This is a genomic window from Streptomyces sp. Je 1-79 (assembly GCF_025195125.1).
GTDB lineage: Bacteria > Actinomycetota > Actinomycetes > Streptomycetales > Streptomycetaceae > Streptomyces.
This window is the reverse complement of sequence record NZ_JAMGSL010000009.1, coordinates 325,526-351,719: the sequence shown is the minus strand read 5'-3', so window position 1 is coordinate 351,719 and position 26,194 is coordinate 325,526. Positions and strand designations below refer to the sequence as shown.

The following is a 26,194-nucleotide window of genomic DNA, read 5'->3' as shown; positions in this document are numbered from 1 at the left end:
GCGCACGATGGCTCCCTCCTTGAAAACAAGCTGAGTTTAGGGACTGCCGACACGTCTTTTCGACCCGTCCCCAGTGGTGAGCTTGCCCACACGGAGCGTGATACGAGGCGTTCGGGCTCGTGAAATCCCTTGTCGCACCACGGTACGCAGGGTTCCTCTACGGCACAGTAGCTCGCCCGTGTGGCGCAGGTCTCTGTTCGTGCGGCCAGTGGACGATCAGGTTTCTTTGTGGAGTCCCTACGAATGGCGCAATGATTCTTTGCCACGGCTTCGTCCGCCGCCGACCCTTGTCCACGGGTTTACCCGGCAGTAGCCTTCGCGCATCCGTACGTACTGTCGGTAACAGCCGTATGCAGGGGGTGGCCGAAGTGGCCCGCAGACCGATAGCGCTCGTGACGGCGGGGGTGCTGTTCCTGGAAGCGCCGGGCATCGTCGCGATCAACGCCGTCATGGCACGGTTCGTCGAAGCCCAGTCGATGTCCCTCGACGGACTCGACCCGGACGCGATGGTCACCGGCACCTGGGTGCTCGGGATCGTCTCCGGACTGCTCCTCGCCCTCTGTGCCACCGTCGCGCTGATCACCGGCATACGGGACAGGCGCCCCGGACGCGCCGGCCGGGCCCTGCTCATCGGCTGCGCCGTGGTGCACGGCCTGCTCGGCGCGGTGACGATCGGTCTGATCGGCTGGGGAGCCTTCGCGTTCATGACCGTGGTGCTCGGCCTGATCGTGCTGACGCTGGTGGCGTACGGCAAGGGCACCGAGGCCCCCGAAGCCGACGCTCCCCAAGGGGCACCGGCGCCCGCGTAGCCCTCCGCAGATGCCCCGTCAGTGCCAGAGGTCGGTGATGGAGACCCCGAGCTTGGCGAGCAGCGTCCGCAGCAGGGGCAGGGACAGGCCGATGACGTTGCCCGCGTCGCCGTCGATGCCGTCGATGAACGGCGCCGAGCGGCCGTCGAGGGTGAACGCGCCCGCCACGTGGAGCGGTTCGCCGCTCGCCACGTACGCGGCGATCTCGGCGTCGGTCGGCTCGCCGAAGCGGACCACGGTCGAGGCGGTCGCCGACTCGTAGCGCTTGGCGGCCGTGTCGTACACGCAGTGACCCGTCTGGAGGATGCCGACCCGGCCGCGCATCGCCTTCCAGCGGGCGGTGGCCTCCTCGGCGTCGGCGGGCTTGCCGAGCGCCTCTCCGTCGAGTTCCAGGACGGAGTCGCAGCCGATGACGAGCGCGCCGCTCGCCTCGGGGCGGGCGGCCACGTGGGCGGCCTTGGCCTCGGCGAGCGCGAGGGCGAGTTCGGCCGGGGTCGGGGCGTGGGTCTTGGTCTCGTCGACGCCGCTCACGATGACCTCGGGGGCGAGTCCGGCCTGCCGGAGCAGTCCGAGACGGGCGGGCGAGGCGGAGGCGAGCACGACACGGCGGCGATCAGCAGTCATGGGGAAAGCCTAGCCAGTACGGACGTCTCCGGACCGCCGAAGCCGCGATCCGTCACCGGCGCGCGCACCACCGGGGCGGCGCGTGCCCGCGCGTTCAGTGGATGCCGACCACGAACATCGCCACCACCATCGCCAGGGCCAGCAGGATCGACGCGCGACGCAGCATCGCCTGCATGTCGCGCATCTCCTTCGGCGGCTCGTTCTCCGGGTCGGACCACAGCATGGGTCCGATCCTGCTCGCGCCACGGCCGGGGCGCCTGAGTACCCGTACTCAAGCGGCCCCCCGCCGGCGGACTAGTCACCTGGTGGTGAACACCCCCGCCTCGGCCGCCGTCAGCGCCGCGCGGACCGCCCGGTCCGCGTCCTCCGGGCCCAGCGGCTCGCGCGTGATCATGAAGCGGTAGTAGAGCGGCGCCGAGACCGCGCGCAGCAGCTCCAGGCCGTCGGTCTCCGGCGGGATCTCCCCACGCGCGGCGCCCCGCTTCACCACCGGGGCCCACTCCTCCAGGCGGGCCCGGTAGAAGCCGTTCAGCGCCTCGGCGCACTCCTCGTCGCAGGCGGCGGCCGCGATCACGGCGCGGAAGACGCCGCCCATCCGGGGGTCGGTGAGGGTCCGCGTGACGAGCGCGGCGTTGGCCCGCAGGTCCCCGGCCAGGCTCCCGGTGTCGGAGGCCGGCAGGGACTGCTCCGCCATGTCGCGCAGCAGGTCGGCGACGAGGCCGACGGGGGAGCTCCACCGCCGGTAGACGGTCGTCTTGCCGACGCCCGCGCTCGCGGCGACGTGGTCCATGTTCAGTCCGTGGAAGCCCGTCGCGGCCAGGGCGTCCTCGGTCGCTTCGAGGACGGCTCGGCGCACCTTCGCGGTACGGCCCCCGGGGCGCACGGTGCCGGGCACGGCCGGCTGGCTCTCGCTCAAACGGGTCTCCTGTTCCATTAACGCCTTCGAGTCTGCTACGGTACGGGACATCTTAACGGAACCAGAAGCCCATTAAGGGGTCCGCTCATGGTTGCCACCGATGTCCGGTCACAGGCCGGCACCCGGCCCGCCGCCCGTATGGACGGACGGATGCGGCTCGTCCTCCTCGTCCTCCTCGTCGCCCAGTTCATGCTGGCCGTCGACTTCTCGATCCTGAACGTCGCCCTGCCCGTCATGGGCGAAGGACTCGGCTTCTCCCTGGCCGGCCTCCAGTGGATCGCCACCGCCTTCGCCCTCGCCGCGGCCGGATTCACCCTCCTCTTCGGGCGCGTCGCCGACCTCGTCGGCCGCCGCCGCCTCTTCCTCGCCGGCATGGCGCTGCTCGGGATCTCCTCCCTCGCCGGAGGGCTCGCCACCGGCCCCGCGGTGCTGATGGCCGCGCGCGTCGCCCAGGGCCTCGCCACCGCCGCCGTCACCCCCGCCGGACTCTCCCTGCTCACCTCCTCCTTCCCGGAGGGCCCGCTGCGGGCCAAGGCGCTCGGGCTCAACGGCGCGCTCATGTCGGCCGGGTTCACCACCGGCGCGATCCTCGGCGGCATCCTCACCGACCTGCTCTCCTGGCGCTGGGCCTTCTTCATCAACGTGCCCGTCGCCCTCGCCGTCCTCCTCGTCGCCCCCGCCGTCCTGAAGGAGAGCCGTCCCGAGGTCCGCCCGCGCCTCGACGTCCCCGGCGCGGTCACGGTCACCGGCGGACTGCTCGCGCTCGTCTACGGCCTCACCACCGAGCCCCTGGCGCTCCCCGTCGGCGTTGCCCTCCTCGTCGCCTTCTGGTTCGTGGAGCGTCGGGCCGCCTCGCCCCTCGTGCCCGTCCGGATCCTCACCCGCCGCACCGTGGTCTGGGGCAACCTCGCCGGGCTCGTCGCCTTCGTCACCGAGACCTCGCTGGTCTTCCTGATGACGCTCTACCTCCAGGACGTCCTCGGCTTCTCGCCGCTCGCCGCCGGTCTGTCGTTCGGCGTGCTCGGCGCGGGCACGGTCCTCGGCGGAGTCCTCGCCTCGCGCTTCATCGGCCGGTACGGGCCCCGCGCGGCCCTCGTCGCCGGCGGACTCCTCCAGGCGGCCGCCACCGTCTCCCTCTACGCCCTCGGCGACGACCGGAGCTGGCTCTGGCTGCTGCTCGCCGCCACGTTCACGGGCGGCGTCGGCAACATGCTCGCCATCGTCGGCTTCATGGTCACGGCCACCTCCGGACTGCCCGACTCCGAGCAGGGCATGGCGACCGGCCTCGCCACGATGACCCAGCAGATCGGCATCACCATGGGCACGCCGATCATGAGCGCCGTCGTGGTCACCTCCGCCACGGTCCTCGACGGGATCGGGGTCGCGGTCCTCGTCAACGCGGCGATCGTCCTCGTGGGCGCCGTCCTCGCCGGACTCCTCCTGCGCCGCTCGTGACCTTCCGGACCGCCTTCCGAAGCGCCTTCCGCACCGCCGTTCGGACCGCTTCCGGGCGCGCCTTACGGACGGCCTTCCGGGTACGCCGAGAGGCCGGGCCCCCGCACACGGGCCCGGCCTCTCGGCGTACCTCCGACGTCCTACGCCGGCCAGTAGGAGCGCGCCCACGAGCGCGGTCCCGGCCGGGGCCGTACCGAACGGGCGATACGCGCCGGGTCCGACCAGCCCTCGGGAGCCACCGGGCCGCCGTCGGCCGCGGACGCCGCCGCCGTCGCCGCGGCCCGGGCCTGGACCACCGCCAGTGCGGCGGCCAGCTCCTCCGGGGTCGGGTTACCTCGTACGACCTTGATCATGTCGACTCCCTGAGGCCTAGAGGGGGATGTTGCCGTGCTTCTTCGGAGGCAGGGATTCCCGCTTCGTACGCAGCTGACGCAGGCCCTTCACGATCTGCGGGCGGGTGTCGGACGGCATGATCACGCCGTCGACGTAGCCGCGCTCGGCCGCCGTGTACGGGTTGAGGAGGGTGTCCTCGTACTCCTGGATCAGCCGCGCCCGCTCCGCCTCCTGGTCCTCGGCGGCGGCGATGGTGCGGCGGTGCAGGATGTTGACCGCGCCCTGCGCGCCCATGACGGCGATCTGCGCGGTCGGCCAGGCGAGGTTGAGGTCGGCGCCCAGGTGCTTGGAGCCCATGACGTCGTACGCGCCGCCGAACGCCTTGCGGGTGATGACGGTGATCAGCGGGACCGTCGCCTCCGCGTAGGCGTAGATCAGCTTGGCGCCCCGGCGGATGATGCCGCCGTACTCCTGGTCGACACCGGGCAGGAAGCCCGGCACGTCGACGAAGGTGATGACCGGGATGTTGAAGGCGTCGCAGGTGCGGACGAAACGCGCGGCCTTCTCGGAGGCGTTGATGTCCAGGCAGCCGGCGAACTGCATCGGCTGGTTGGCGACGATGCCGACCGGGAAGCCCTCCACCCGGCCGAAGCCGGTGAGGATGTTCGGCGCGAACAGGGCCTGGGTCTCCAGGAACTCGCCGTCGTCGACGACGTGCTCGATGACCTTGTGCATGTCGTACGGCTGGTTCGCGGAGTCCGGGATCAGGACGTCCAGCTCGCGGTCCTCGTCCGAGGGCTCGGTGTCGGCGACCTCCGGGAAGGCCGGCGGCTCCGAGAGGTTGTTCGAAGGCAGGTACGACAGCAGGGACTTGACGTACTCGATCGCGTCCTTCTCGTCCCCGGCCATGTGGTGCGCCACACCGGACGTGGTGTTGTGCGTGCGGGCGCCGCCGAGCTCCTCGAAGCCCACGTCCTCGCCGGTGACCGTCTTGATGACGTCCGGGCCCGTGATGAACATGTGCGAGGTCTGGTCGACCATCACCGTGAAGTCGGTGATCGCCGGGGAGTAGACCGCGCCACCGGCGCACGGGCCGACGACCAGGGAGATCTGCGGGATCACACCGGAGGCGTGCGTGTTGCGGCGGAAGATCTCGCCGTACATGCCGAGGGCCATGACGCCCTCCTGGATCCGCGCGCCGCCGGAGTCGTTGATCCCGACCACCGGGCAGCCGGTCTTCAGCGCGAAGTCCATCACCTTCATGATCTTCTGGCCGTAGACCTCGCCGAGCGCACCGCCGAAGACCGTGAAGTCCTGGGAGAACACGGCGACAGGGCGGCCGTCCACCGTGCCGTAGCCGGTCACCACACCGTCGCCGTACGGCCGGGTCTTCTCCAGGCCGAAGTGGGTCGACCGGTGCCGGGCGAACTCGTCGAGCTCCACGAACGAGCCCTCGTCGAGCAGGAGCGCGATCCGCTCCCGCGCGGTCAGCTTGCCCTTCGCGTGCTGCTTCTCCACCGCACGCTCGGAACCGGCATGGGTGGCCTCGTCAATACGGCGCTGCAGATCCGCGATCTTGCCCGCGGTCGTGTGAATGTCGATCTCTTGTGGCTCTACCGACTCGGACATCGGGATGCGGCTCCCTGCCTGGTCACGGGGGTTCGTTGGGTACGAATGGGCTACTGCCCGGCTACTGATCCGTAGGGTATCGACGCCGATACGGTTCGGCACTGCGGTCTTTGCCACACCTAGTCTGGCTTGCATGACGTCCTCCGATGCCTCAGGAGCGCGGTGGTCCGACCTGGACCGGCCCCCGCTCAACGCCTCCGCGCTGCGCCGCGCGCTCGTCCGCGACGACGGACTGTGGACCTCGCTCGACCTGGTCACCACGACCGGTTCCACCAACTCCGACCTGGCCGCCCGCGCCGACGAGCTGCCCGAGGGCGCGGTGCTCGTCGCCGAGGAGCAGACCTCGGGCCGCGGCCGCCTCGACCGCGACTGGGTGTCGCCGCCGCGGGCCGGGCTCTTCCTCTCCGTCCTGCTCAAGCCGGACGTGCCCGTCCACCGCTGGGGCTGGCTCCCGCTGCTCGCCGGTGTCGCCGCCGCGACCGGGCTCGCGAAGTCCGCGGGCGTGGACCTCTCCCTCAAGTGGCCGAACGACCTGCTGGTTTCCGTCGGCGGCGAGGAGCGGAAGACCGGCGGGATCCTCGCCGAGCGGGCGGGCGAGGACGGCATCGTCGTCGGCATCGGCGTCAACGTGACGCTGAAGGAGGACGAACTCCCGGTGCCCGCGGCCGGTTCCCTGCTCCTCGCGGACGCCGTCTCGACGGACCGGGACACGCTGCTGCGGGCGGTCCTGCGGTCGCTGGAGCACTGGTACGGGGACTGGGTGCGGGCGGACGGCGACCCCGAGGCGTCCGGCCTCCAGGCGGCGTACGCGGCGAACTGCTCGACCCTGGGCCGTCACGTCCGGGCGGACCTCCCGGGCGAGCGGATGCTGGAGGGCGAGGCGCTGGCCGTGGACGGAGACGGGCGCCTGGTGGTGGCGACGGAGGGCGGCGGCACGGAGGCGGTCGCGGCGGGCGACATCGTCCACGTCCGCGCGACGGGCTGACGGCGGCTCCTTCCTCGCCCTGCGTGACCGGCGCCCACCCCATGGTGGTGGGCGCCGACGCGTAAACATGGGACGCGACCGGAACGGCGTGAGCTGGCACACACCTGTCGTATCGTGGAGCGCGATCCATGGCGACAGATCGGCAGGGCAGTGGGCAGGGAACGGGCAGGAGGCGGCCGGTGACCGTCGACGACGAGCACAACGGCGGCGAGGCCGAGCCACCGGCGTACCCGACCCCGCACCACCATGTCGACCACACGGCCGAGCCGACCGACGACCCCCTGGCGATCCGCCTCGAACAGCTCATCCTCGGCGCGGACCGGCGCTACACGCCCTTCCAGGCCGCCCGCACCGCAGGCGTCTCCATGGAGCTGGCCTCCCGCTTCTGGCGCGCCATGGGCTTCGCCGACATCGGCCAGGCCAAGGCGCTCACCGAGGCCGACGTGCTCGCCCTGCGCCGGCTCGCCGGTCTCGTCGAGGCCGGACTGCTCAGCGAGCCCATGGCCGTCCAGGTCGCCCGTTCCACCGGACAGACCACGGCCCGGCTCGCCGAGTGGCAGATCGACTCGTTCCTGGAGGGCCTGACCGAGCCGCCCGAGCCCGGAATGACCCGTACGGAAGTCACGTACCCCCTGGTCGAGCTGCTCCTGCCCGAGCTGGAGGAGTTCCTGATCTACGTCTGGCGCCGCCAGCTCGCCGCCGCCACCGGCCGCGTCGTGCAGGCCGCGGACGACGAGGAGATGGTGGACCGGCGGCTCGCGGTCGGTTTCGCCGACCTGGTCGGCTTCACCCGGCTGACCCGCCGGCTGGAGGAGGAGGAGCTCGGCGAGCTCGTCGAGGCCTTCGAGACCACCTGCGCCGACCTCGTCGCCGCCCATGGCGGCCGCCTCATCAAGACCCTCGGCGACGAGGTCCTCTACGCGGCCGACGACGCCGGCACCGCCGCGGAGATCGCGCTGCGGCTGATCGAGACGCTCAGCCACGACGAGACGATGCCCGCCCTGCGCGTCGGCATCGCCTTCGGCACGGTGACGACCCGGATGGGCGACGTCTTCGGTACGACGGTGAACCTGGCGAGCCGGCTCACGTCGATAGCTCCGAAGGACACCGTCCTGGTCGACGGGGCGCTCGCCGAGGAGCTCACCCGCACCGGCGACGCGCCCGTCTCCGAGACGCAGGCGGCCGAGGAGGCGGCCCGCGCCGAGAAGGAGGGCGAGCAGCCGCCGACGTACCGCTTCGCGCTCCAGCCGATGTGGCAGCGCCCTGTGCGCGGTCTCGGCGTCGTGGAGCCCTGGCACCTGACCCGCCGCCCCACTTAGGGGGTGCCGGGCGGGTCGGGCTCGCCCTAAGATCCCGGTGAACAGTCGTTAACAGGCGTTAACCGGGAGGGTGCGGTCATGTCCGAGCAGTCCGAGCAGCGTTTTGGTGAGTTCGTCGCCGTCCGTAGGCACGAGCACGTCGCCGAGCTCGTCCTCGACCGGCCCAAGGCGATGAACGCGGTCTCCCTGGAGATGGCGCGCTCCATCACCGCCGCCTGCGCGGCGCTCGGCGCGGACGACACGGTACGGGTGACGGTGCTGACCTCCTCCAACGACAGGGCCTTCTGCGTCGGCGCCGACCTCAAGGAGCGGAACTCCTTCACGGACGCCGACATGGTCCGCCAGCGGCCCGTCTCGCGCGGCGCCTACGGCGGTGTGCTCGACCTGCCGATGCCGACCGTCGCCGCGGTCCACGGCTTCGCGCTGGGCGGCGGCTACGAGCTGGCGCTCGCCTGCGACGTGATCGTGGCCGACGCGACCGCCGTGGTGGGGCTCCCCGAGGTGTCGGTGGGGGTCATCCCGGGCGGCGGCGGCACGCAGCTGCTGCCGCGCCGGGTGGGCGCGGCGCGGGCGGCCGAGCTGGTCTTCACGGCGCGGCGGGTGGAGGCCGCGGAGGCCCGTGAGCTGGGGCTCGTCGACGTGCTGGCGGAGGACGCCCGTACGGCCGCCCTCGAACTGGCCGGCCGGATGGCGGCGAACTCGCCGGTCGGCCTGCGGGCCTCGAAGCGGGCCCTGCGGCTCGGTCAGGGCCTCGACCTCAAGGCCGGTCTGGAGGTCGAGGACGCGGCATGGCGGGCCGTGGCCTTCTCGGGCGACCGGGCGGAGGGCGTGGCGGCGTTCAACGAGAAGCGGAAGCCGCAGTGGCCGGGCGTCTGAGATTTTGTCTGGAATTCCGTCTGGAATTCCGGTGAGAAGTCTCCCGATCCGCCCGTGATGTCACTTTCTGTGACGCCCCAGACGTAAAAACGGGCGAAACCTACCTAAGCTGGAGGAATGGGAGAGGACGTGCGGTTGCGGGCCGTAGTGGCGCTGGCGCAGGCGATGGCGGCGGCGCACACCCCGCGCGAGTTCTGGCGGGCCGCCGCGCTGGGCGCCCGCGACGGGCTCGGCGGGAGCTTCGCCGCACTGTCGGTCTGGCAGCGCGACCACGGCCGGCTGAAGGTGCTGGTCAACGCCGGGGAGCGAGCCGTGGGGGAGGAGGAGTTCCCCGACGCGGAGACGTACCCCGTGCACCAGTTCCCCGAGATCACCGAGTTCCTGCACGCGCGGTGGGCGGGCGGCGGTGAGCCGGACGCCTGGGTGGAGACCGCGGGCGACCGCGTCCCGTCCGGCCGCGTCACCGGACTGCGCAAGCGCGGGCGAGGCTGCTGCGTGGTCGCCCCGGTCGTGCTGCACGGACGGGCCTGGGGTGAGCTGTATGTCGCCCGTCCGGCGGGGGCGCCGGTCTTCGACCGTGACGACGCGGACTTCGCGGCGGTGCTGGCCGCCGTGGTCGCGGCGGGCATCGCCCAGGCGGAACGGCTGGAGGAGGTGCGGAAGCTGGCCTTCACCGACCCGCTGACGGGCCTCGCGAACCGGCGCGCGGTCGACACCCGGCTCGACGAGGCGATCGAGCGCTACCGGCTCGACGAGTCGGTGGTGAGCCTGGTCGTCTGCGACCTGAACGGTCTGAAGCGGGTCAACGACACCCATGGCCACGCGGTCGGCGACCGCCTGCTGGAACGGTTCGGCTCGGTGCTCTCCCGGTGCGGGGCCATGCTCCCCGGAGCGCTGTCGGCGCGCCTCGGCGGCGACGAGTTCTGTCTGCTGTCGGTCGGCCCGACGGCGGACGAGGTGGTGGCGGTCGCGGACGAACTCTGCGTCCGTGCGGGCGAACTGGAACTCGGCGAGGGCGTCGCCTGCGGTGTCGCCTCGACGGGTGACCCCATCGGCCCGCTCAAGTCCGCCCGCCGGCTCTTCCGCCTCGCCGACGCGGCCCAGTACCAGGCCAAGGCCGCCCGATCGGCGAAGCCGGTGGTGGCGGGCCGCGACGGCACGGTCATCCAGCTGGCCGACGCCCCGCCCGGCGCACGCGACCGCAGGCGCTTCCGTGACGCCCCGCCGGTATAGGGCGGGGGGGGGCGGGGCGCCACGCCTCCGGAGGAGCCGGCCACCGGGACCGACCCGCGCACGGACGGTGCCGCTCGCCCCGACGGCGCGCAGGTGCCCCGCCGGGACCGGCCGGGCCGCCCCGCCGGGACCGGCCGCGCCCCGCCGGGGCGTGGCCTCAGGGTCCGGGCGGGCCCGGATGCGTCACGGGGTCGGTACCTCCGTGTTCTGGCAGGCGACCAGGCGCCACCGCCCCTCCTCCTTCGCCATCACGTAGAGCGGGGCGCCCGCGTCGCCGATCGTCTCGCCGCCCAGCGTCCAGTACTGCGCGCGTGCCTTGACCGCGGCGACGTCGGGGCGGACGAAGAGCACGTCCTGCACCTCGTACGTGGCCGTCGACTCCCCCATGGAGCCGGGCAGTACCTCGTGGGTGAAGGCCGAGATCTCGTCGCGGCCGGTGAGGCGCCTGCCGTCGCCGGTCGTCCAGATCGCATCGGCCCGGAACAGCCCGACGAACGCTTCGGGCAACTCGTTCTGCTGGGAGTGCTCCATCGCCGCGATCACCCGCTTGATCGCTTCCGTCTCGGTTTCCCGCGTCTGCTGATCGATGAGTGTCGTCTCCATGCCGATCAGCATGGAACCTCAACCGCACTTGAGTTCAAGACCCCCGTCAGGACCCGTCCGGCGGTCGACTAGTGACATGCAGGTCTTCAGTCCGTAGGCTGCTGAATATGGATATGCACTCAGTCGTCCTTGGCACGTCCGGAACCACCTTCCAGGACGTCATCGACGTCGCCCGCCACGGCGCCCGCATCGAGCTGTCCCCCGAGGCCGTGCAGGCGCTTGCCGACTCCCGTGCCGTCGTCGACGCGCTCGCCGCCAAGCCCGAGCCCGTCTACGGCGTCTCGACCGGGTTCGGGGCTCTCGCCACCCGGCACATCAGCCCCGAGCTGAGGGCGCAGCTCCAGCGCAACATCGTCCGTTCGCACGCCGCCGGCATGGGGCCGCGCGTCGAGCGGGAGGTCGTCCGGGCGCTCATGTTCCTGCGGCTCAAGACCGTCGCCTCCGGGCACACCGGTGTCCGTCCCGAGGTCGCCCAGACCATGGCCGACGTCCTCAACGCGGGCATCACGCCGGTCGTGCACGAGTACGGCTCCCTCGGCTGCTCCGGCGACCTCGCGCCGCTCTCGCACTGCGCCCTGGCGCTGATGGGCGAGGGTGACGCCGAGGGCCCCGACGGCGCCGTGAAGCCCGCCGGGGAGCTGCTCGCCGCCGCCGGGATCCAGCCCGTCGAGCTCCGCGAGAAGGAGGGCCTCGCCCTCCTCAACGGCACCGACGGCATGCTCGGCATGCTGATCATGGCCCTCGCCGACCTCGACACGCTCTACAAGTCCGCGGACATCACCGCGGCCCTCTCCCTGGAAGCCCTCCTGGGCACCGAGAAGGTCCTCGAACCCGAGCTGCACGCCATCCGCCCCCACCCGGGCCAGGGCGCCTCCGCCGCCAACATGCTCGCGGTGCTCAAGGGCTCGGGGCTCACCGGCCACTTCCAGGAGGAGGAGGCCCCGCGCGTCCAGGACGCGTACTCCGTGCGCTGCGCCCCGCAGGTCGCCGGCGCCGGCCGCGACACCCTGGCCCACGCCCGTACGGTCGCCGAGCGCGAGCTCGCCTCCGCCGTCGACAACCCGGTGATCCTGGCCGACGGCCAGGTCCGCTCCAACGGCAACTTCCACGGCGCCCCCGTCGCGTACGTCCTCGACTTCCTCGCCATCGCCGCCGCCGACCTGGGCTCCATCGCCGAGCGCCGCACCGACCGGCTCCTCGACAAGAACCGGTCCCACGGCCTGCCGCCCTTCCTCGCCGACGACGCGGGCGTCGACTCGGGCCTGATGATCGCCCAGTACACCCAGGCGGCCCTGGTCAGCGAGATGAAGCGGCTGGCCGTCCCGGCCTCCGCCGACTCCATCCCGTCCTCCGCGATGCAGGAGGACCACGTCTCCATGGGCTGGTCCGCCGCCCGCAAGCTGCGCACCGCGATCGGCAACCTCAACCGGATCATCGCCGTCGAGCTCTACGCCGCCACCCGCGGGATCGAGCTCCGCCGCGGCCTCACCCCCGCGCCCGCCTCGCAGGCCGCCATCACCGCCCTGCGGGACGCCGGCGTCGAGGGCCCGGGTCCGGACCGCTTCCTCGCCCCGGACCTGGAGGCGGCCGACGCCTTCGTCCGCGAGGGGAAGCTCGTCGCCGCCGTGGAGCCGGTCACCGGCCCCCTGGCGTAACGGACGCGCGAACAGCGGAAAGGGCCGCGGCTCCCACCTGGGGGCCGCGGCCCTCCGTCGTACGTCTGCCTCAGTGCGCCCGGCCGCCGCGTCTCATCGCCAGCGTCACGAACCCGGCCCCCACCGCGAGGAATCCCGTCCCGCCGATCACGTACGGAGTCGTGTTCGGGCCGCCGGTCTCGGCGAGCCGCGCCCCGCCCCCCGCGTCCTCCTGCTCGGTCGCGGTGACATGACCCTCGTCGGTCGCGTTCGCGGACGGTACGAACCAGAGAGCGAAGAGCAGCGCCCCGGCCGCCGAGGCGGTCAGCAGCGGGCGTCGAGCGACGGACACAGAGATTCGATCCCCCTTGCGGAAACCGCGAATTGGTAGGTGCGCCGATGCTAATGAACACAGCGGGTCGCAGGAAAGTCGAGACCCCGGGCGGCCTACGCTCCGACGTATGAGCACTGCAGAGACACCACGTTATGTGCGGCTTCGGGTGGAAGTCGTCCTGGAGATCGCCGGAGCCCAGGAGCTGAGCGGGGCGGCCGTCGGGCGGATCGAGAACGACGAGTTCATGCCCGAGGAGGAGCGCGCGCACGCCCGCTCCTCCGTGCACGAGGACAGCGCCGAGGCGCTGGCCTACCTCATCGAGCCCTTCGACCTCGTCAGGGACGTCCCCGGCGTCGACCTGGTCCAGGCCTCCTGGACCAGCGAGGAGGTCGACTACGACCCCGATGCCCAGGAGTGGGAGCTCGACGAGGAGGATGGGGACGAGGAAGACGACGAAGAATCGGCCTAGCAGCGCGATCCGCCCTGCTCGGAGCCCCGGGACGACGTCGTGAGACGTCACACACACCCGGGGCTCCCCCGTGTCGGAATCCGCCCGCTGAATCCGGGTAGGGCTCCGGTTGCGGAACCGGGAGCACCGTACGTGCGTGTCGATCAGTGGTGTTCCCCACAAAGCCCCCGCATCCGGAACCGGACGGGGTGTCATGGATGTTCAGGCAAGTGTTGGCAGGGATTCGGCAACGATGGAGAAGCGTGTGATGACGGACAGCAAGCGTCGCAAGGGCCTGGCGGCGGCTGCCGCGGTGCTCGGCGGCGTATTGGTGCTCTCGGCGTGCAGCGACGGGGACAAGGGCGGCGCGGCCGACAGCTCCACGTCGCCACAGTCACAGGCTCAGGTCGACGAGGCCGCGGCGCAGAAGACGTCGAAGGCCCAGATATCCATCTCGCCCAAGAACGGCGCCTCCAACGCGTCGATCAACAACGACGCCAAGGTCACCGTCACCGAGGGCACGCTCACCGAGGTCACGATGACCACCCAGGAGGGCGCGAGCGTCAAGGGCGAGCTGTCCGCGGACAAGCTGAGCTGGAAGCCCACCGAGCAGCTGAAGCGCGCCACCGTCTACAAGATCTCCGCGACGGCCAAGGACGCGGACGGCCTGGAGGCGCACGAGAACTCCTCCTTCACCACCGTCTCCCAGGCCAACAGCTTCATCGGCAACTTCACGCCCGAGGACGGCTCCACCGTCGGCGTGGGCATGCCGGTCTCGCTCAAGTTCAACAAGGCCATCACCGACAAGGCCGCCGTCCAGGGCGGCGTCAAGGTGACCTCCAGCACCGGCCAGGAGGTCGTCGGGCACTGGTTCAACTCCCAGCGCCTGGACTTCCGCCCCGAGGACTACTGGACCGAGGGCTCCACGGTCACGCTGAAGCTGGACCTCGACGGCGTCGAGGGCGCCGAGGGCGTCTACGGCGTCCAGCAGAAGACCGTCACCTTCAAGATCGGCCGCAACCAGGTCTCCACCGTCGACGTGGCCACCAAGACCATGACGGTCAAGCAGGACGGCAAGACGGTCAAGACGATCCCGATCTCCGCCGGCTCCCCGGAGAACCCGACCTACAACGGCCAGATGGTGATCTCCGAGAAGTTCAAGGAGACCCGGATGAACGGTGCCACCGTCGGCTTCACGGACGACGACGGCAAGGGCGAGTACGACATCAAGGACGTGCCGCACGCCATGCGCCTGTCCACCTCGGGCACGTTCATCCACGGCAACTACTGGGGCCCGGACTCGATCTTCGGCTCCGCCAACACCAGCCACGGCTGCGTGGGCCTGAACGACGTCAAGGGCGCCGGCGACCCGAAGCAGCAGGCCGCCTGGCTCTACGACCACTCGATCGTCGGTGACGTCGTGATCGTCAAGAACTCCAAGGACAAGACGATCGCCCCGGACAACGGCCTCAACGGCTGGAACATGAGCTGGTCGGCGTGGAAGGCCGGCTCGGCGGTCTGACGCCCCGGTACGCGGACGAGAACGGCGGCCCCCTCCCGAGACCGGGAGGGGGCCGCCGTTCTCGCTGCCGCAGGAGGTGCAGCAGGGGCCGCGGAGGTGCCACAGGAGGTCCCGTAGGGCCGTACGTCTCGCGTACGGCCTACCCGACGACCTCTTCCACGCCCCACTGCGCGAGCAGCCGCAGCGCGTCCGCCGAGGCCGTCCCCGGCTCCGCCTGGTAGGTCACGAGCACCAGGTCGGGGTCGCCGCCCGCCACCTTCAGGCTCTCGTACGCCAGCGTCATCTCGCCCACCAGCGGATGCCGCAGCCGCTTCGTCCCGTGCCCCTTGTCCGCGACGGTGTGCGCCGCCCACAGCGAGCGGAACTCCTCGCTCCGCACCGACAGCTCGCCGACCAGCGCGAGCAGCGCCGGGTCGTCCGGGTAGCAGCCCGCGTACAGCCGCAGCACGCTCACCACCTCGGTCGCCTTGCACTCCCAGTCCAGGTAGAGATCGCGCGCGTTGGGCCCGAGGAAGACCATCCGGGCCATGTTGCGCTCCTCCGGCTCCATGGTCAGGAAGTCGCCGAGCAGCGCCCGCGCCATCCGGTTCCAGGCGAGGATGTCGAGCCGCCGGCCGATGAGGAAGGCGGGGACGCCGTCCATCGCGTCCAGCAGGTGCTGCAGACCGGGCCGCACCAGCTGGGGCCGGGCGATCGCCGCCCGCTGCTGCTTCTTCTTCGCCGTCGGCTTGGCCAGGTGCGTCAGATGCGCCCGTTCGGTGTCGCTCAGCCGCAGCGCCCGCGCGATCGAGTCCAGGACCTCCATGGACACATTGCGTCCGTTGCCCTGTTCCAGGCGGGTGTAGTACGCGACGGAGACCCCGGCCAGCTGCGCGAGCTCCTCCCGGCGCAGCCCCGGTACGCGACGATGGCGCCCGAACTCCGGCAGTCCCACGTCCTCCGGCTTCAGCCGGGCCCGGCGCGAGCGCAGGAATTCGCTGAGTTCGGCACTGAGATCCATGCGTCCCGATTATCCCAGGTCGTACGACCGGACGGACGGACGTTCCTGACCCTGCCAGTGGTAGGCACGCTGGACGTAGGCAGAACAGAGGCCTGGGTGGGACGCCGATGCTCCGGCAGGCTGGTCGCCATGACCACGAACGCCTCCCACGTCCCCGCCTACGCCGCCCCCGCCGCCAACGCCCCCCTGGAGCGCACCACCGTGCCGCGCCGCCCGGTCGGCGAGCACGACGTCCTCATCGAGATCAAGTACGCCGGCATCTGCCACTCCGACATCCACCAGGCCCGCGACGGCTGGGGAGAGGGCATCTTCCCGATGGTGCCCGGTCACGAGATCGCCGGCGTGGTCACCGAGGTCGGCCCCGGTGTCACCCGGCACAAGGTCGGCGACCGCGTCGGCGTCGGCTGCTTCGTCGAGTCCTGCCGGGAGTGCGAGTACTGCCTCCAGGGTCTGGAGCAGTACTGCACGGGCGGCGGCATGGTCGGCACGTACAATGCGCTCGACAAGAGCGGGGAGCCCACCTACGGCGGCTACTCCACCCACATCGTCGTCGACGAGAACTACACCCTGCGCATCCCCGAGGGCATCGCCCTCGACCAGGCCGCCCCGCTGCTCTGCGCCGGCATCACCCTCTACTCGCCGCTCGCCCACTGGAACGCCGGCCCCGGCAAGAAGGTCGCGATCGTCGGCCTCGGCGGCCTCGGTCACATGGGCGTCAAGATCGCCCACGCGCTCGGCGCCGAGGTGACCGTGCTCAGCCAGTCGCTGAAGAAGCAGGAGGACGGCCTCAAGCTGGGCGCCGACCACTACTACGCCACCAGCGACCCGCAGACCTTCACGGAGCTCGCCGGTACCTTCGACCTGATCGTCTCCACCGTCTCGGCCCCGATCGACTTCGGCGCCTACCTGGGTCTGCTCAAGACGGACGGCGCGCTGGTCAACGTCGGCGCCCCCGAGGAGCCGATCGCGCTCAACCTGTTCACGCTGATCGGCGGCCGCAAGACGCTCGCCGGCTCGATGATCGGCGGCATCGCCGAGACGCAGGAGATGCTCGATTTCTGCGCGGAGCACGGCCTGGGCGCGGAGATCGAGCTGATCTCCGCCGACCGGATCAACGAGGCGTACGAGCGGGTGCTCGCGAGCGACGTGCGGTACCGCTTCGTGATCGACGCGTCGACGATCTGAACCCGCATGGGGCGTCCGGTGCGTGACGCCCATGCCTGGCCTCCGGCGCCCGCGCATGGCGTCCGGCGCGTGACGGCCCGCCCTGGCGTCCAGGGCTGCTGCCGGGGCATGACGTCCGGGGTAATCGACCCCGCACGGCATGTCCCGGCAGTCTGGCGTCATGACCGCATACGCCCTCGCGAACCTCAGCCCTCAGGCCGTCGTCCTCCACGAGGAGGTCTTCGTGTACATCGAGCGCATCCAGTCCACGCTCGACCCCTTCGGCGGCCGCTTCCTCGTGCACGGCGCTCCCGAGCGGGAGGTCCGGGAGGGCGAGTGGCCCGGTGACCTCGTCATGATCGCCTTCCCCTCGATGGACGACGCCCGCGCCTGGTACGACTCCGCCGCCTACCAGGAGCTGATCCCGCTGCGCGCCCGCCACATCCCGGGCGACGTGCTCCTGATCGACGGCGTCGCCCCCGGCTACGACCCGGCTGCGACCGCGGCAGGCTGGCGGGCGGCGGCCTCAGGCGACCCGGCCTGAGCGCAGTTCGAGCCGGGTGCCGCCGAAGCCCGCGCGGAAACGGTGGTCGTGGGAGACCGCGACCACCGCGCCCTCGAAGGCGGCGAGGGCCGCCTCCAACTCCTCGACCAGGGAGAGTGCGACATGGTTGGTCGGCTCGTCCAGGACGAGCAGGTCGGCCGGCCGGGTCACCAGCCGGGCAAGCTCCAGCCGGCGCTGCTGCCCCACGGAGAGCCGGGCCACGGGCACCGTCAGGTCCTCCTCCCGGAAGAGCCCGAGGGCGAGCAGCTCCTCGGCGTGCTCCTCGGGCAGGCCGGGCCGGCCTGCCGCGTACGCCGTGAGCAGCGGTTCCACGGACGGTACGGCGGGCAGCTCCTGGCGCAGGTAGCCGACCCCGGCCGGACGGCCGACGGTCCCGCTGTCGGGGCGCAGGTCACCGGCGAGTACCCGGAGCAGGGTCGTCTTGCCCGCGCCGTTGGGCCCGGAGACGAGCAACCGGTCGCCGGGCGAGATCCGCAGCCTGTCGATCCGCAGCCGCTCGCCGACCACGACGTCGGCGAGCTCGGCCACGGCGACGGCCGGACCGGCTTCGGCGACGGATGGACCGGCCACGGCGACGGCTGACCCGGCTACGGCGACGGCCGGACCGGATACGAGCACGCCGTCGGTGCCTCGCGGAGCGCCGGAGCCCGCCGTGGGGAGCCGGACGGTGAACCTGAGCGGCTCCGGCGGGGCCGCTACCGGCGCCCTCCGCAGCTGTTCGAGCCGTACCCGAGCCGCCCTGACCTGCCCGGACAGCTTGTTCTCGTGCGAGCGGCGATGCTTGCCGAAGCCCTGCCCGGGGTCCTTGCCCGACCCCGCGAGCCGCTGCCCGGCCGCCGCCACCAGCTCTTCCGTACGGGCCAGCTCCTCCCGCCACTCCTCGTGCTCCTGCGCCCAGCGGCGGCGGGCCGCGGCCTTCGCCGCGCGGTAGCCGGTCCAGCCGTCGCCGTACCGGGTCACCGCGCGGGTGTCCCGGTCGACCTCCAGGATCGTCGTCGCCATCCCTTCCAGGAAGCCCCGGTCGTGGGTGACGGCGACCACCGTGCCGCGGTGGGCGCGCAGCCGTTCCTCCAGCCAGCGGGCGGCGGCCCGGTCGAGATGGTTCGTCGGCTCGTCGAGCAGCAGCAGCTCGGCGCCCGAGGCGAGGACACAGGCGAGCGCGAGCCGTGACTGCTCGCCGCCGGAGAGCGTGCCGAGGCGCCGCTCGTACCGGACCCGGCCGAGGCCGAGCCCGTGCAGCGCGGCGTCCACCCGGGCGTCGGCCTGGTAGCCGCCCCGCTCCTCGTAGCGGGCGGCCAGCTCGCCGTACGCGACGAGCTCCTCGGCCGTGGCGGAGCCGAGACTCTCTTCGGCGGCCCGTATCTCCCGCTCCAAGGCGCGGAGTTCGGCGAGCGCCGCGTCGACGGCGTCCCGCACGGTGTGCTCGGGCCCGAGGCCGAAGGTCTCGGCGAGCGTCTGCGCGAGATGCGCGACGCCGCCGGGGAAGCGGACCGTCACCTCCCCGCCGTCGGGTGCTTCGGCCCCGGCGAGCAGCCGGAGCAGCGTGGACTTCCCGGAGCCGTTCTCGCCGATGACGGCGGCCTTCTCACCGGGGCGGACGGTGAGGGTGAGCTGTTCGAGGACGGAGCGGTCCCCGTAGGACTTGGAGACGTCTTTCAAGGTCAACTGGGCGCGGTCGCGCATGGGTCTTTCCCTGGGAGTGGGGTGCGTTCGGGCCGGAGAAGGAACACGGGACCACCACCGTCACGCCGTGGGGCGCCGGATCAGCGGATCGGACCGTGCTCGCGGCCGGAATCAGAGAAAGAAGTGGAACGAACCCATCATGCGATCGAGTGTAACCAGGCCGCCCGCCGCCGGCGCAAGCCGATATCGCACGGCGGGAGGCTTCGGCCCGCGCGCGGCACAGCGGCGCGCGCGGGGCGTCACGGCGCGGCAGGGGCGAGGCGTCACAGCGGCACGCGCGAGCCGCTGCGCCGGGTGCGCGCCGGATACGCGCCGGGTACGCGCCGAGCGCGCCGGTTCCGCCGTTCCGTCGACGAGCCGCCCGCCGAGTTGACGCAGGCTCAAGAATCCAGGCCGTGCCGAATCTCCCTTTCCCACACACCCGATGCGGTATGACGCCCTGACGCGACATAGGTGAATTCCCAACCATCGGGCTCCCCTGTTCACGATGCGCAGGCCGCATCCGTGCGGAGTATTCTGATGGCGAGAGCCGGGCATATGGGCGGGTGGTGGACCCTGTGATTCCTGACGCTCATCCATCCTCGAAATCCTCCTCCATTCTTTTGACGGGTCTTGACGTCCTCATGGACAGAACCGCCGGAAGGACGGACGTGCGGGTCGGCCTGGTCGACGGGCCGGTCATCGTCGGTCACCAGGAATTCGCCGGTTCGCACATCGAGTCTCTCCGCGCCCAGGATGTGGCGGATGCGCGCGCCGACGACGACGCCGCGCTCCACGCCACCTCCACGGCCGGCGTCCTCGTGGCGCGTCGAGCGTCGCGCGCGCCGGGCATCTGCCCCGGAGTCACGCTCGTGACCCGTTCCGTCTTCTCGTCCCCGGCGGCACGCTCCTCGGGGAGCGCGACACAGGAAGAGCTGGCGCAGGCCCTCGTGGACCTCACCGACGCGGGCGTCCGGTTGGTCAACATGAGCCTGTCCCTGGCGTCGGCACCACGGGGCGGCCACCGGGCCATGCAGCAGGCGCTCGACCACGCGTCCCGCCGGGGCGTGATCGTGGTGGCCGCGGCGGGCAACGAAGGCGCCCTGGACGGCAATGTCGTCACCCGGCACCGCGCCGTCATTCCGGTGGTGGCCTACAGCAGGCACGGACGGCCGGGCCGGATGTCCACCGTGGGTCCGTCGATCGGCAGGCGGGGCGTGGGCGCCGTGGCGGACGGCCTGGTCAGTCTGGGAGCGCACGGAGGCATGCGGCCGTTCGGCGGGACCAGCGCCGCCGCGGCGATCGTCACCGGCGCCGTCGCGCTCCTCTGGTCCGAGCTCCCGGACACCGGGCCCGGCGAACTGGCTCGCGCGGTGACGGGTTCCGCATCCCGCAGGACGTCCGTCCTGCCACCGGTCATGGACGCCAGGCGGGCGTTCGAGTCGTTGCTCACTGCATGGCGCTGATCAGGAACGGAACGGTGATCTCATGGAAGAGCGCACAGGGTCCCCCCAGGAGTCGGAAGCCGTCGAGCCCGTACCCGCGGCCGAGCCCCCGGCGCGCGGGGAGGTCGTCACGGCGTCGGCCCCTGCCGCACATCCGCCCCCCGCGGGGAAGTCGTCCTGCGGGTGCGGCGGTGGCTGCGGGCAGGCGGTCTCCCCGGCCGACGGGGCGGCGGGGCACGGCAGCGCGCCGTACCCGCCGTACGTCTACGCGGTGGGCCGGATCGAGCCCCGTCTGCCGAGCCTCGGCGTGGAGAAGGAGTTCGCCCAGGCGACGGGACGGGCCGAGACCACCAACATGACGGACAGGCAGGCCCTGCACGCTGTGCTGTCGGAACCCCAGAACCGCTATCTCGCGAAGCAACTGTGCTTCGTACTGATGATCCAGGGGATCGAGACCTACATCGTGCGGCCGCGCGACCCCGTGGACTACAGCCTGCTCGTGGAGGCCCTGGGCGCCGCACCCCGGGCGAGCGATCTCCATGTGGTGATCGGCCTGCGGGGGCCTTTCGCTCCGCCGGACCTCTGCAACGGGCTGATGCTTCCGGTGGTGGCCTTCGACCAGATCTACGCCTTCGACGCGGAATCGCTCATCGCCGGCCTTCCCAAGCCGGACGCGATCGACGACGACGCGTTCCGGTCCGCCTCCCGGGAGCTCTTCGAGAGCGTCATGCAGATCGCCGACAACGCCGGCGCGTCCGACGAGCACCGCGCACTCAACTACGTGGCCGTGAGATACGCGGCGATCTACGCGAAGACCGCGGACTCGTTCGTCTCGGGCCTGTCGCTCACGGGCATCGAGACGCGCCCCTCCCGGCTCAGCGGCAGCCGGAACATCCAGGACGTGCTGTTCTCCTACACCAACCGGACGACCGACGTGACGGAGAAGTACTTCGTCCGGGTCGACGTCACGGAGGAGTTCCCGTTCCTGGTGACCAAGCTGTCTCCGTATTACGACCGGTGAGAAGGCCGGGAGGTGTGGCGTGATGTCAGCGCCGAGTGTCTCGGCAGCGGCTTCGCTGTACAGGACGAGCCTGTCCTACCGCTCGATCGGCGGTCGCGGCGGCCGGGCCGGCGAGGTCGCCCTGGCCGACGACTGCGTCGACGAATGCGTGCGCAAGTGTGTCGCGGAGGGCGGAGACCTTCCTGGCCAGCTCCTCGCCCGGGAGTGCAGGGTGCACTGCCAACAGGACTGTCACGGCCCGGACCCCTGCATCGGCGAACAGGTCTGCCTCTTCGGACCGCAACGGCGCTGCTGCCCGTCGAGCCATACGTGCTGCAACGGCTACGAGTATCCGAGCTACCGCCAGATCATCAACTGCTGCCCGCCCGGAACGACCTGCTGCAACGGCAAGTGCTGCCCGACCGGGCAGGCTTGCTGCGACGGAGTGTGCTACACCCCCACGCCGGGGGTGGAGTGCACCATCGACGGGACCTGCCCCGCGGACCGGGTCTGTGAGGGACGGTGCTGCCCGCCGGGCGAGGTGTGCGTCGGTGGAAGGTGCTGCCGGCCGGGACCGATGTGCGGTGACCGGCGCTGCTGCGAGGGCCAGACATGCCCGCCGGGCGGGGGCTGCTGCCCCGCCGACAGGACCATGACGACGGGCTGCTGCCCGGAGGGCCAGGTCGCCTGCAAGGTAAGGACCGAGGGACCGTCGCAAGGCGAGCCGGGTGGCGAGGGAGGCGGCGAGCCGACGATCGTCATCGTCGAGAAGTGCTGCCCTCCGGGCTGGCTGTGCGTCGACGAGACGTGCTGCCCGCCGGGCGAGTGCTGCAAGGACAACACCCACTGTGCCGCGCAGGGGAAGCACTGCGACAAGGGCGTCTGCTGCGCGTACGGCCAACGGGCCAAGTTCAACGCCCAGTCCGGAAAGGTCGAGTGCGTGTGAAGCGGGGAACGCGAACGGCTCCGGACTTCCGTCCGGAGCCGTTCGCCTGGCTGAACCTCGTGGGGTGGTCACCTCGTGGGGCGGCCCTTCTCGTCCCGTCAGTCGACCGTGTAGAAGACGTCGTAGCGCGAGCCGTCCCCTGTCAGGGCCACCGCGTGCTCGCCTTCGCCCGCCTGGCTCGAGTGGGCGAAGAAGCTGCCGATGAGATCGTCTTCGGAGCCGCTGTCGTACTCCCACAGGCTGACCTTCGCCTTGGTCCCGAAGGTCTTGGAGGCGCCGACTGCGGCTTCTTCGCCGGTGTCGATCTGCTGAACGCCGAAGACCCGGTTGCCGTCGATGTTGATGTACAGGTCATCGGCGCCCAGGCCATCGGTGGTCTCGAGGCAATTCACCTGATTGATAGTCACCGTCGCCATGGCCACGGCCCTTCTTGCGTCGGAGGAATATCTCGTATATATGGTCCTGCGAATTCAAAGGGATCGCAACCCCCCCCAGAGAGTCCGGATGAACCGTCAATTATTGACCTTTCACCGGTAGTTGCATGCCGCGCGCCAGGCAAATCACCCAGCGATATTCTGAGAGGGAGACACCCCTTTTTCCGGAGGCAGGAAGTGGCTGACGACGGAACGCGACCGCGCGACGCGGCGCCGAAACCACTGCGCGTACGACTGCCGGGATTCGTCGACGACGAGGTCGGCTTGGGCGACATGGTCAAGCGGGTCACTCATGTGGCGATGCCCCGGCCCTGCCGAGGGTGTGAACAACGTGCCGCCGCGCTGAACCGCTGGCTTGTCTTCTCCGGCAGAGGAAGACCGCGTTGAGGAGTGGGACGAGATGCCAGGACCCACCGCGACAGCGGCGTCCTCGCTGTACCGCACACGTCGGTCGTACCGGTCCGTGGGCCTGCCGGGGGTCGTCCGGCAGGCGGCGTCGTGCGTCGACGCATGCATGAGCGACTGCGTCGCGGCAAGTGCCGAAGCGGGTCTGTCGGCCGCGCTGGCGAAGGTCGAGTGCCGGCCGATGTGCAAGGTCACCTGCGGGGTGAACCCGATCCACGAATACTGTCCGACGGGGGAGAAGCTGTGCTACCACGTCGGACTGCGCGCCGTCTGCTGCCCCGAAACGCACGAGTGCTGCCGACGGACCGACCCGCAGACGCTCCACTACGAGAACGAGTGCTGCGCGCCCGGACAGAGATGCTGCCACGGTCGCTGCTTCACCATGCCGCCGGGGATGGTCTGCAGCGACGACGGGCCGTGTGTGGAGACTCGGCTCTGCCGCGGTCGCTGCTGCCGTGGCAACGAGACGTGCAAGGCGGAAGGGTGCTGTGCGCCTGGCCGGGCGTGCGGGGACCACTGCTGCCGCGGCGACGAGCTGTGTAAGGGGCAGGTGTGCTGCCCGCCGGACCGGGTGCTGTCGACCGGCTGCTGCCCGGAAGGCCAGGTGGCCTGCAAGGTACGGACCGAGGGACCGCCGCAGGGTGAGCCGGGCGGCGAGCCCGGGGGTGAGCCGACGGTCGTCATCGTGGAGAAGTGCTGCCCGACGGGCTGGTCGTGCGCCTCAGAGGCCTGCTGCCCCCCTGGCCGGTGCTGCGAGAACGGGGTCCCCTGTCCCCAGGGGACCCACTGCGACCAGGGCATCTGCTGCCGGCCCGGGGAGCATGCCGAATTCGACGCCCTCGGCTCCGGCACGTACCGCTGTGTCCCCCGCGCGTGACGAACGCGGGAGGAGCGGGGGACGGGGTCGTCAGCCGTCGGCCTTGGCGACGCCGATCGGACAGGAGACGCCGGTGCCGCCGATGCCGCAGTAACCGGCCGGGTTCTTGTCCAAATACTGCTGGTGGTATCCCTCGGCCGGGTAGAAGGTGCGGCCGTCGGCCGGGAGGATCTCCGTGGTGATCGTGGCGTAGCCGGAGCCCGTCAGGACCTTCTGGTACGCGACGCGGGAGCTCTCGGCGGCCGTGGCCTGGGCGGGGGAGTGGGTGTAGACCGCCGAGCGGTACTGCGTGCCGACGTCGTTGCCCTGGCGGAAGCCCTGGGTCGGGTCGTGGGACTCCCAGAAGAGCTTCAGCAGCCGCTCGTACGAGACCTTCGCCGGGTCGAAGACCACCCGGACGACCTCGGTGTGGCCCGTGAGGCCGGAGCAGACCTCCTCGTACACCGGGTTCGGGGTGAGGCCGCCCTGGTAGCCGACCAGGGTCGTCCAGACGCCCTCGGTCTGCCAGAACTTGCGCTCGGCGCCCCAGAAACAGCCGAGGGCGAAGTCGGCCACCTCCAGACCCTCGGGGTACGGGCCGAGCAGCGCGGTGCCCAGGACCGTGTGGCGCTCGGGCACCGTGAACTCGGGCTCGGCGCGGCCCTTCAGTGCCTGCTCGGACGTGGGGAGGACAGGGGTGCGTGACAGGAACATGCGGCATCTCCTCGACGGGTGGGCGTTACGCACAACGCCCGGGGGCGGGGAGGGATTCCCCCCGGCCCCCGGGCCCCGCTCAGGCCGGACGGTACGGGAGCGGCACGTCAGTGCGGCAGTGTCGCCGGGCTTCCGCCGTTCGCCTCGAACCCCGCCACCGCCAGGTTCCGGTACACCGTGTACTCCGCCGCCGGGTCGCCGCTCAGCGTCCACGGCAGGGCGCCGACATGACCGTCCACGCGTACGAGCTGGTGCATGGCCTCCGCCCAGCGCTCCCCGCGGACCAGGAAGAGCACGAGCAGGTGCCGGACGTGCGCGAGCATCGGGTCGTCGGCGCGGGCCGAGTGGACCGCGTACAGCGCGCCCTCCATCGCCTTGCGCACCACTTCGGTACGGAAGAAGTCCTGGACGAGCACGATCTCGGGCAGGTGCTCGTACACCGCGAACAGCGGCAGCGCGGCGAGCAGCGAGCCCTGCGGGGCGCGGGCCGCGGCCGCCGTCGCGAAGCGGTCGGCGTCGTCGCGCGAGCCGTGCCACTTCTCGCACCAGTAGTGCAGCGCGGCCAGATGCGCGCCCATGTGCTGCGGCGCGCGGTCGATGATCTTCGCCCAGACCTGGTCGAACTCCTCGTGGCTGTACCCGAGTCCACGCGCGACGGCGAGCTGCACGATGTACGGCACGGGGTCGCCGGGGGCGAGCAGCGCCGCCTCCTCGCTCACCTTCTTCGCCTCTTCGAGGATGATCCTGAAGTCGTCGGTGCCCGCCGAGGACGAGCGCCACGCCTGCTGCACCAGGAACTCGGCGTGCACGGCGGCCCCGCCCGGGTCCTTGGGGGAGTCCGAGCGCCAGGCGCGCAGCCACGCGCCGCCCACGCCGGGCTTCTGCTGGAGCTCCAGGGAGGCCGCGCCCGCGAACGCCTGGACGCGCTGCCAGCGGACCTCGCCCTCCTTCTCGGTGCCGGCGAGGAGCTGCGAGGCGGCCCGCCAGTCCTGGGTCGCCTGGACCACGTCGAGCACGTCGAGCAGGTCCCGGTCCGGCCCGGGCATCCGTACGTCCTGCTCCTCCTGGCGCAGGAAGCCGTAGGCCTCGGGGTCGGCGGCGTCCGGCGAGCCGGGCGCGACCTGCCGGATGCCGAGACCGGACCGGCGGCGCCTCAGGTACGGGGCCAGGACCGCGAACAGCAGCCCCATCGCGAGCAGGAACCAGAGAATCTCCATGTGTCCATTGTCCAGGACACCCGGTGAGACACGGGCGGCGGTCGACCGTGCTCGGGACTACGCTCC

26 protein-coding genes are annotated in these 26,194 nt (G+C 71.4%); 14 read left to right on the top strand and 12 right to left on the bottom strand.

The window, feature by feature from the left end; all coding sequences use genetic code 11:
- Positions 1-350: 350 nt before the first annotated feature.
- Positions 351-809: a hypothetical protein gene (locus tag M5362_RS21190; RefSeq protein ID WP_260229239.1), complete on the top strand. Its 459-nt coding sequence runs from the start codon at positions 351-353 to the stop codon at positions 807-809.
- Between the two features lie 18 nt (positions 810-827).
- On the opposite strand, the gene M5362_RS21185 is transcribed toward M5362_RS21190, so the two are convergent.
- The 3 genes from M5362_RS21185 to M5362_RS21175 all read right to left on the bottom strand — a co-directional run bounded on the left by M5362_RS21185 (position 828) and on the right by M5362_RS21175 (position 2,367).
- Entirely contained in the window at positions 828-1,433 is a 606-nt protein-coding gene (locus M5362_RS21185) for a nucleoside triphosphate pyrophosphatase (RefSeq protein ID WP_260229238.1), read from the bottom strand.
- A 94-nt stretch (positions 1,434-1,527) separates the two neighbouring features.
- Positions 1,528-1,656 carry a morphogenic membrane protein MmpB gene (gene mmpB, locus M5362_RS21180; protein ID WP_260229237.1) on the bottom strand — a complete coding sequence of 43 codons (129 nt, stop codon included), beginning with the start codon at positions 1,654-1,656 and terminating at the stop codon, positions 1,528-1,530.
- Between the two features lie 75 nt (positions 1,657-1,731).
- Positions 1,732-2,367: a TetR/AcrR family transcriptional regulator gene (locus M5362_RS21175; RefSeq protein ID WP_260229236.1), complete on the bottom strand. Its 636-nt coding sequence runs from the start codon at positions 2,365-2,367 to the stop codon at positions 1,732-1,734.
- 69 nt (positions 2,368-2,436) lie between these two features.
- On the opposite strand from M5362_RS21175, the gene M5362_RS21170 reads away from it, so the two are divergent.
- The gene (locus M5362_RS21170; protein WP_260229235.1) at positions 2,437-3,804 is read left to right on the top strand and encodes an MFS transporter; all 1,368 of its coding nucleotides are present in this window, start codon (positions 2,437-2,439) and stop codon (positions 3,802-3,804) included.
- A 140-nt stretch (positions 3,805-3,944) separates the two neighbouring features.
- Here M5362_RS21170 and M5362_RS21165 read toward each other — a convergent pair whose 3' ends face one another.
- Entirely contained in the window at positions 3,945-4,157 is a 213-nt protein-coding gene (locus M5362_RS21165; protein ID WP_260229234.1) for an acyl-CoA carboxylase epsilon subunit, read from the bottom strand.
- Between the two features lie 16 nt (positions 4,158-4,173).
- Positions 4,174-5,766 (bottom strand): acyl-CoA carboxylase subunit beta, encoded by a 1,593-nt coding sequence (locus tag M5362_RS21160; protein WP_260229233.1) that lies wholly within the window; start codon positions 5,764-5,766, stop codon positions 4,174-4,176.
- A 133-nt stretch (positions 5,767-5,899) separates the two neighbouring features.
- Between M5362_RS21160 and M5362_RS21155 the strand changes: the two genes are divergently transcribed.
- The 4 genes from M5362_RS21155 to M5362_RS21140 all read left to right on the top strand — a co-directional run bounded on the left by M5362_RS21155 (position 5,900) and on the right by M5362_RS21140 (position 10,179).
- Positions 5,900-6,751, top strand: a complete 852-nt coding sequence (locus M5362_RS21155; protein ID WP_260229232.1) for a biotin--[acetyl-CoA-carboxylase] ligase — start codon at positions 5,900-5,902, stop codon at positions 6,749-6,751.
- A 179-nt stretch (positions 6,752-6,930) separates the two neighbouring features.
- Positions 6,931-8,070: an adenylate/guanylate cyclase domain-containing protein gene (locus M5362_RS21150; RefSeq protein WP_260229231.1), complete on the top strand. Its 1,140-nt coding sequence runs from the start codon at positions 6,931-6,933 to the stop codon at positions 8,068-8,070.
- Between the two features lie 78 nt (positions 8,071-8,148).
- Positions 8,149-8,946, top strand: coding sequence for an enoyl-CoA hydratase/isomerase family protein (locus tag M5362_RS21145; RefSeq protein ID WP_260229230.1), 798 nt, complete (start codon positions 8,149-8,151; stop codon positions 8,944-8,946).
- 117 nt (positions 8,947-9,063) lie between these two features.
- Entirely contained in the window at positions 9,064-10,179 is a 1,116-nt protein-coding gene (locus tag M5362_RS21140) for a GGDEF domain-containing protein (protein WP_260229229.1), read from the top strand.
- 183 nt (positions 10,180-10,362) lie between these two features.
- Here M5362_RS21140 and M5362_RS21135 read toward each other — a convergent pair whose 3' ends face one another.
- A complete protein-coding gene (locus M5362_RS21135) occupies positions 10,363-10,782 on the bottom strand; it encodes an SgcJ/EcaC family oxidoreductase (protein WP_260229228.1) in 420 nt (139 codons plus the stop codon).
- A 113-nt stretch (positions 10,783-10,895) separates the two neighbouring features.
- On the opposite strand from M5362_RS21135, the gene hutH reads away from it, so the two are divergent.
- Positions 10,896-12,437 carry a histidine ammonia-lyase gene (gene hutH, locus M5362_RS21130; RefSeq protein WP_260229258.1) on the top strand — a complete coding sequence of 514 codons (1,542 nt, stop codon included), beginning with the start codon at positions 10,896-10,898 and terminating at the stop codon, positions 12,435-12,437.
- Positions 12,438-12,507: 70 nt separating this feature from the next.
- Here hutH and M5362_RS21125 read toward each other — a convergent pair whose 3' ends face one another.
- The gene (locus M5362_RS21125) at positions 12,508-12,768 is read right to left on the bottom strand and encodes a hypothetical protein (RefSeq protein ID WP_260229227.1); all 261 of its coding nucleotides are present in this window, start codon (positions 12,766-12,768) and stop codon (positions 12,508-12,510) included.
- A 109-nt stretch (positions 12,769-12,877) separates the two neighbouring features.
- Here M5362_RS21125 and M5362_RS21120 point away from each other — a divergent pair, with 109 nt between their 5' ends.
- Together M5362_RS21120 and M5362_RS21115 are read left to right on the top strand one after the other, a co-directional pair.
- The gene (locus M5362_RS21120) at positions 12,878-13,219 is read left to right on the top strand and encodes a hypothetical protein (RefSeq protein WP_260229226.1); all 342 of its coding nucleotides are present in this window, start codon (positions 12,878-12,880) and stop codon (positions 13,217-13,219) included.
- Between the two features lie 232 nt (positions 13,220-13,451).
- On the top strand, positions 13,452-14,720 hold the full coding sequence (locus M5362_RS21115) for an Ig-like domain-containing protein (protein ID WP_260229225.1): 1,269 nt from the start codon (positions 13,452-13,454) through the stop codon (positions 14,718-14,720).
- 139 nt (positions 14,721-14,859) lie between these two features.
- Here M5362_RS21115 and M5362_RS21110 read toward each other — a convergent pair whose 3' ends face one another.
- Complete coding sequence (locus M5362_RS21110; protein WP_260229224.1) at positions 14,860-15,720, bottom strand: helix-turn-helix domain-containing protein; 861 nt, start codon at positions 15,718-15,720, stop codon at positions 14,860-14,862.
- 129 nt (positions 15,721-15,849) lie between these two features.
- Here M5362_RS21110 and M5362_RS21105 point away from each other — a divergent pair, with 129 nt between their 5' ends.
- Together M5362_RS21105 and M5362_RS21100 are read left to right on the top strand one after the other, a co-directional pair.
- Positions 15,850-16,905: an NAD(P)-dependent alcohol dehydrogenase gene (locus tag M5362_RS21105; RefSeq protein WP_260229223.1), complete on the top strand. Its 1,056-nt coding sequence runs from the start codon at positions 15,850-15,852 to the stop codon at positions 16,903-16,905.
- A 160-nt stretch (positions 16,906-17,065) separates the two neighbouring features.
- Positions 17,066-17,428 carry a DUF1330 domain-containing protein gene (locus tag M5362_RS21100; protein ID WP_260229222.1) on the top strand — a complete coding sequence of 121 codons (363 nt, stop codon included), beginning with the start codon at positions 17,066-17,068 and terminating at the stop codon, positions 17,426-17,428.
- Here M5362_RS21100 and M5362_RS21095 read toward each other — a convergent pair.
- The gene (locus M5362_RS21095; protein WP_260229221.1) at positions 17,411-19,132 is read right to left on the bottom strand and encodes an ABC-F family ATP-binding cassette domain-containing protein; all 1,722 of its coding nucleotides are present in this window, start codon (positions 19,130-19,132) and stop codon (positions 17,411-17,413) included. The genes M5362_RS21100 and M5362_RS21095 overlap by 18 nt on opposite strands.
- 623 nt (positions 19,133-19,755) lie before the next feature.
- Here M5362_RS21095 and M5362_RS21090 point away from each other — a divergent pair.
- Genes M5362_RS21090 through M5362_RS21080 form a run of 3 tightly spaced genes read left to right on the top strand, consistent with a single transcriptional unit; the run spans position 19,756 to position 22,502 of the window.
- Positions 19,756-20,577 (top strand): S8/S53 family peptidase, encoded by an 822-nt coding sequence (locus tag M5362_RS21090; RefSeq protein WP_260229219.1) that lies wholly within the window; start codon positions 19,756-19,758, stop codon positions 20,575-20,577.
- Positions 20,578-20,599: 22 nt separating this feature from the next.
- Positions 20,600-21,577 (top strand): hypothetical protein, encoded by a 978-nt coding sequence (locus M5362_RS21085; RefSeq protein ID WP_260229218.1) that lies wholly within the window; start codon positions 20,600-20,602, stop codon positions 21,575-21,577.
- Positions 21,578-21,599: 22 nt separating this feature from the next.
- Positions 21,600-22,502 (top strand): hypothetical protein, encoded by a 903-nt coding sequence (locus M5362_RS21080; protein WP_260229217.1) that lies wholly within the window; start codon positions 21,600-21,602, stop codon positions 22,500-22,502.
- Positions 22,503-22,600: 98 nt separating this feature from the next.
- On the opposite strand, the gene M5362_RS21075 is transcribed toward M5362_RS21080, so the two are convergent.
- The 3 genes from M5362_RS21075 to M5362_RS21065 all read right to left on the bottom strand — a co-directional run bounded on the left by M5362_RS21075 (position 22,601) and on the right by M5362_RS21065 (position 26,128).
- Positions 22,601-22,918 carry a hypothetical protein gene (locus M5362_RS21075; RefSeq protein WP_260229216.1) on the bottom strand — a complete coding sequence of 106 codons (318 nt, stop codon included), beginning with the start codon at positions 22,916-22,918 and terminating at the stop codon, positions 22,601-22,603.
- Between the two features lie 1,330 nt (positions 22,919-24,248).
- A complete protein-coding gene (gene msrA, locus M5362_RS21070; protein WP_260229215.1) occupies positions 24,249-24,911 on the bottom strand; it encodes a peptide-methionine (S)-S-oxide reductase MsrA in 663 nt (220 codons plus the stop codon).
- A gap of 107 nt (positions 24,912-25,018) precedes the next feature.
- A complete protein-coding gene (locus M5362_RS21065) occupies positions 25,019-26,128 on the bottom strand; it encodes a hypothetical protein (RefSeq protein WP_260229214.1) in 1,110 nt (369 codons plus the stop codon).
- Positions 26,129-26,194 lie beyond the last annotated feature (66 nt).

Excerpts from the sequence above, each read along its gene's own strand:
- M5362_RS21175 (WP_260229236.1), bottom strand. The coding sequence starts at position 2,367 with ATGGAACAGGAGACCCGTTTGAGCGAGAGCCAGCCGGCCGTGCCCGGC.
- M5362_RS21165 (WP_260229234.1), bottom strand. The coding sequence starts at position 4,157 with ATGATCAAGGTCGTACGAGGTAACCCGACCCCGGAGGAGCTGGCCGCC.
- M5362_RS21140 (WP_260229229.1), top strand. The coding sequence starts at position 9,064 with ATGGGAGAGGACGTGCGGTTGCGGGCCGTAGTGGCGCTGGCGCAGGCG.
- M5362_RS21190 (WP_260229239.1), top strand. The coding sequence starts at position 351 with ATGCAGGGGGTGGCCGAAGTGGCCCGCAGACCGATAGCGCTCGTGACG.
- mmpB (WP_260229237.1), bottom strand. The coding sequence starts at position 1,656 with ATGCTGTGGTCCGACCCGGAGAACGAGCCGCCGAAGGAGATGCGCGAC.
- M5362_RS21075 (WP_260229216.1), bottom strand. The coding sequence starts at position 22,918 with ATGGCGACGGTGACTATCAATCAGGTGAATTGCCTCGAGACCACCGAT.
- M5362_RS21100 (WP_260229222.1), top strand. The coding sequence starts at position 17,066 with ATGACCGCATACGCCCTCGCGAACCTCAGCCCTCAGGCCGTCGTCCTC.
- M5362_RS21085 (WP_260229218.1), top strand. The coding sequence starts at position 20,600 with ATGGAAGAGCGCACAGGGTCCCCCCAGGAGTCGGAAGCCGTCGAGCCC.
- M5362_RS21155 (WP_260229232.1), top strand. The coding sequence starts at position 5,900 with ATGACGTCCTCCGATGCCTCAGGAGCGCGGTGGTCCGACCTGGACCGG.
- M5362_RS21185 (WP_260229238.1), bottom strand. The coding sequence starts at position 1,433 with ATGACTGCTGATCGCCGCCGTGTCGTGCTCGCCTCCGCCTCGCCCGCC.
- M5362_RS21095 (WP_260229221.1), bottom strand. The coding sequence starts at position 19,132 with ATGCGCGACCGCGCCCAGTTGACCTTGAAAGACGTCTCCAAGTCCTAC.
- M5362_RS21160 (WP_260229233.1), bottom strand. The coding sequence starts at position 5,766 with ATGTCCGAGTCGGTAGAGCCACAAGAGATCGACATTCACACGACCGCG.
- hutH (WP_260229258.1), top strand. The coding sequence starts at position 10,896 with ATGCACTCAGTCGTCCTTGGCACGTCCGGAACCACCTTCCAGGACGTC.
- M5362_RS21115 (WP_260229225.1), top strand. The coding sequence starts at position 13,452 with ATGGAGAAGCGTGTGATGACGGACAGCAAGCGTCGCAAGGGCCTGGCG.
- M5362_RS21080 (WP_260229217.1), top strand. The coding sequence starts at position 21,600 with ATGTCAGCGCCGAGTGTCTCGGCAGCGGCTTCGCTGTACAGGACGAGC.
- M5362_RS21120 (WP_260229226.1), top strand. The coding sequence starts at position 12,878 with ATGAGCACTGCAGAGACACCACGTTATGTGCGGCTTCGGGTGGAAGTC.
- M5362_RS21145 (WP_260229230.1), top strand. The coding sequence starts at position 8,149 with ATGTCCGAGCAGTCCGAGCAGCGTTTTGGTGAGTTCGTCGCCGTCCGT.
- M5362_RS21105 (WP_260229223.1), top strand. The coding sequence starts at position 15,850 with ATGACCACGAACGCCTCCCACGTCCCCGCCTACGCCGCCCCCGCCGCC.
- M5362_RS21110 (WP_260229224.1), bottom strand. The coding sequence starts at position 15,720 with ATGGATCTCAGTGCCGAACTCAGCGAATTCCTGCGCTCGCGCCGGGCC.
- M5362_RS21135 (WP_260229228.1), bottom strand. The coding sequence starts at position 10,782 with ATGGAGACGACACTCATCGATCAGCAGACGCGGGAAACCGAGACGGAA.
- M5362_RS21065 (WP_260229214.1), bottom strand. The coding sequence starts at position 26,128 with ATGGAGATTCTCTGGTTCCTGCTCGCGATGGGGCTGCTGTTCGCGGTC.
- M5362_RS21170 (WP_260229235.1), top strand. The coding sequence starts at position 2,437 with ATGGTTGCCACCGATGTCCGGTCACAGGCCGGCACCCGGCCCGCCGCC.
- msrA (WP_260229215.1), bottom strand. The coding sequence starts at position 24,911 with ATGTTCCTGTCACGCACCCCTGTCCTCCCCACGTCCGAGCAGGCACTG.
- M5362_RS21090 (WP_260229219.1), top strand. The coding sequence starts at position 19,756 with ATGGACAGAACCGCCGGAAGGACGGACGTGCGGGTCGGCCTGGTCGAC.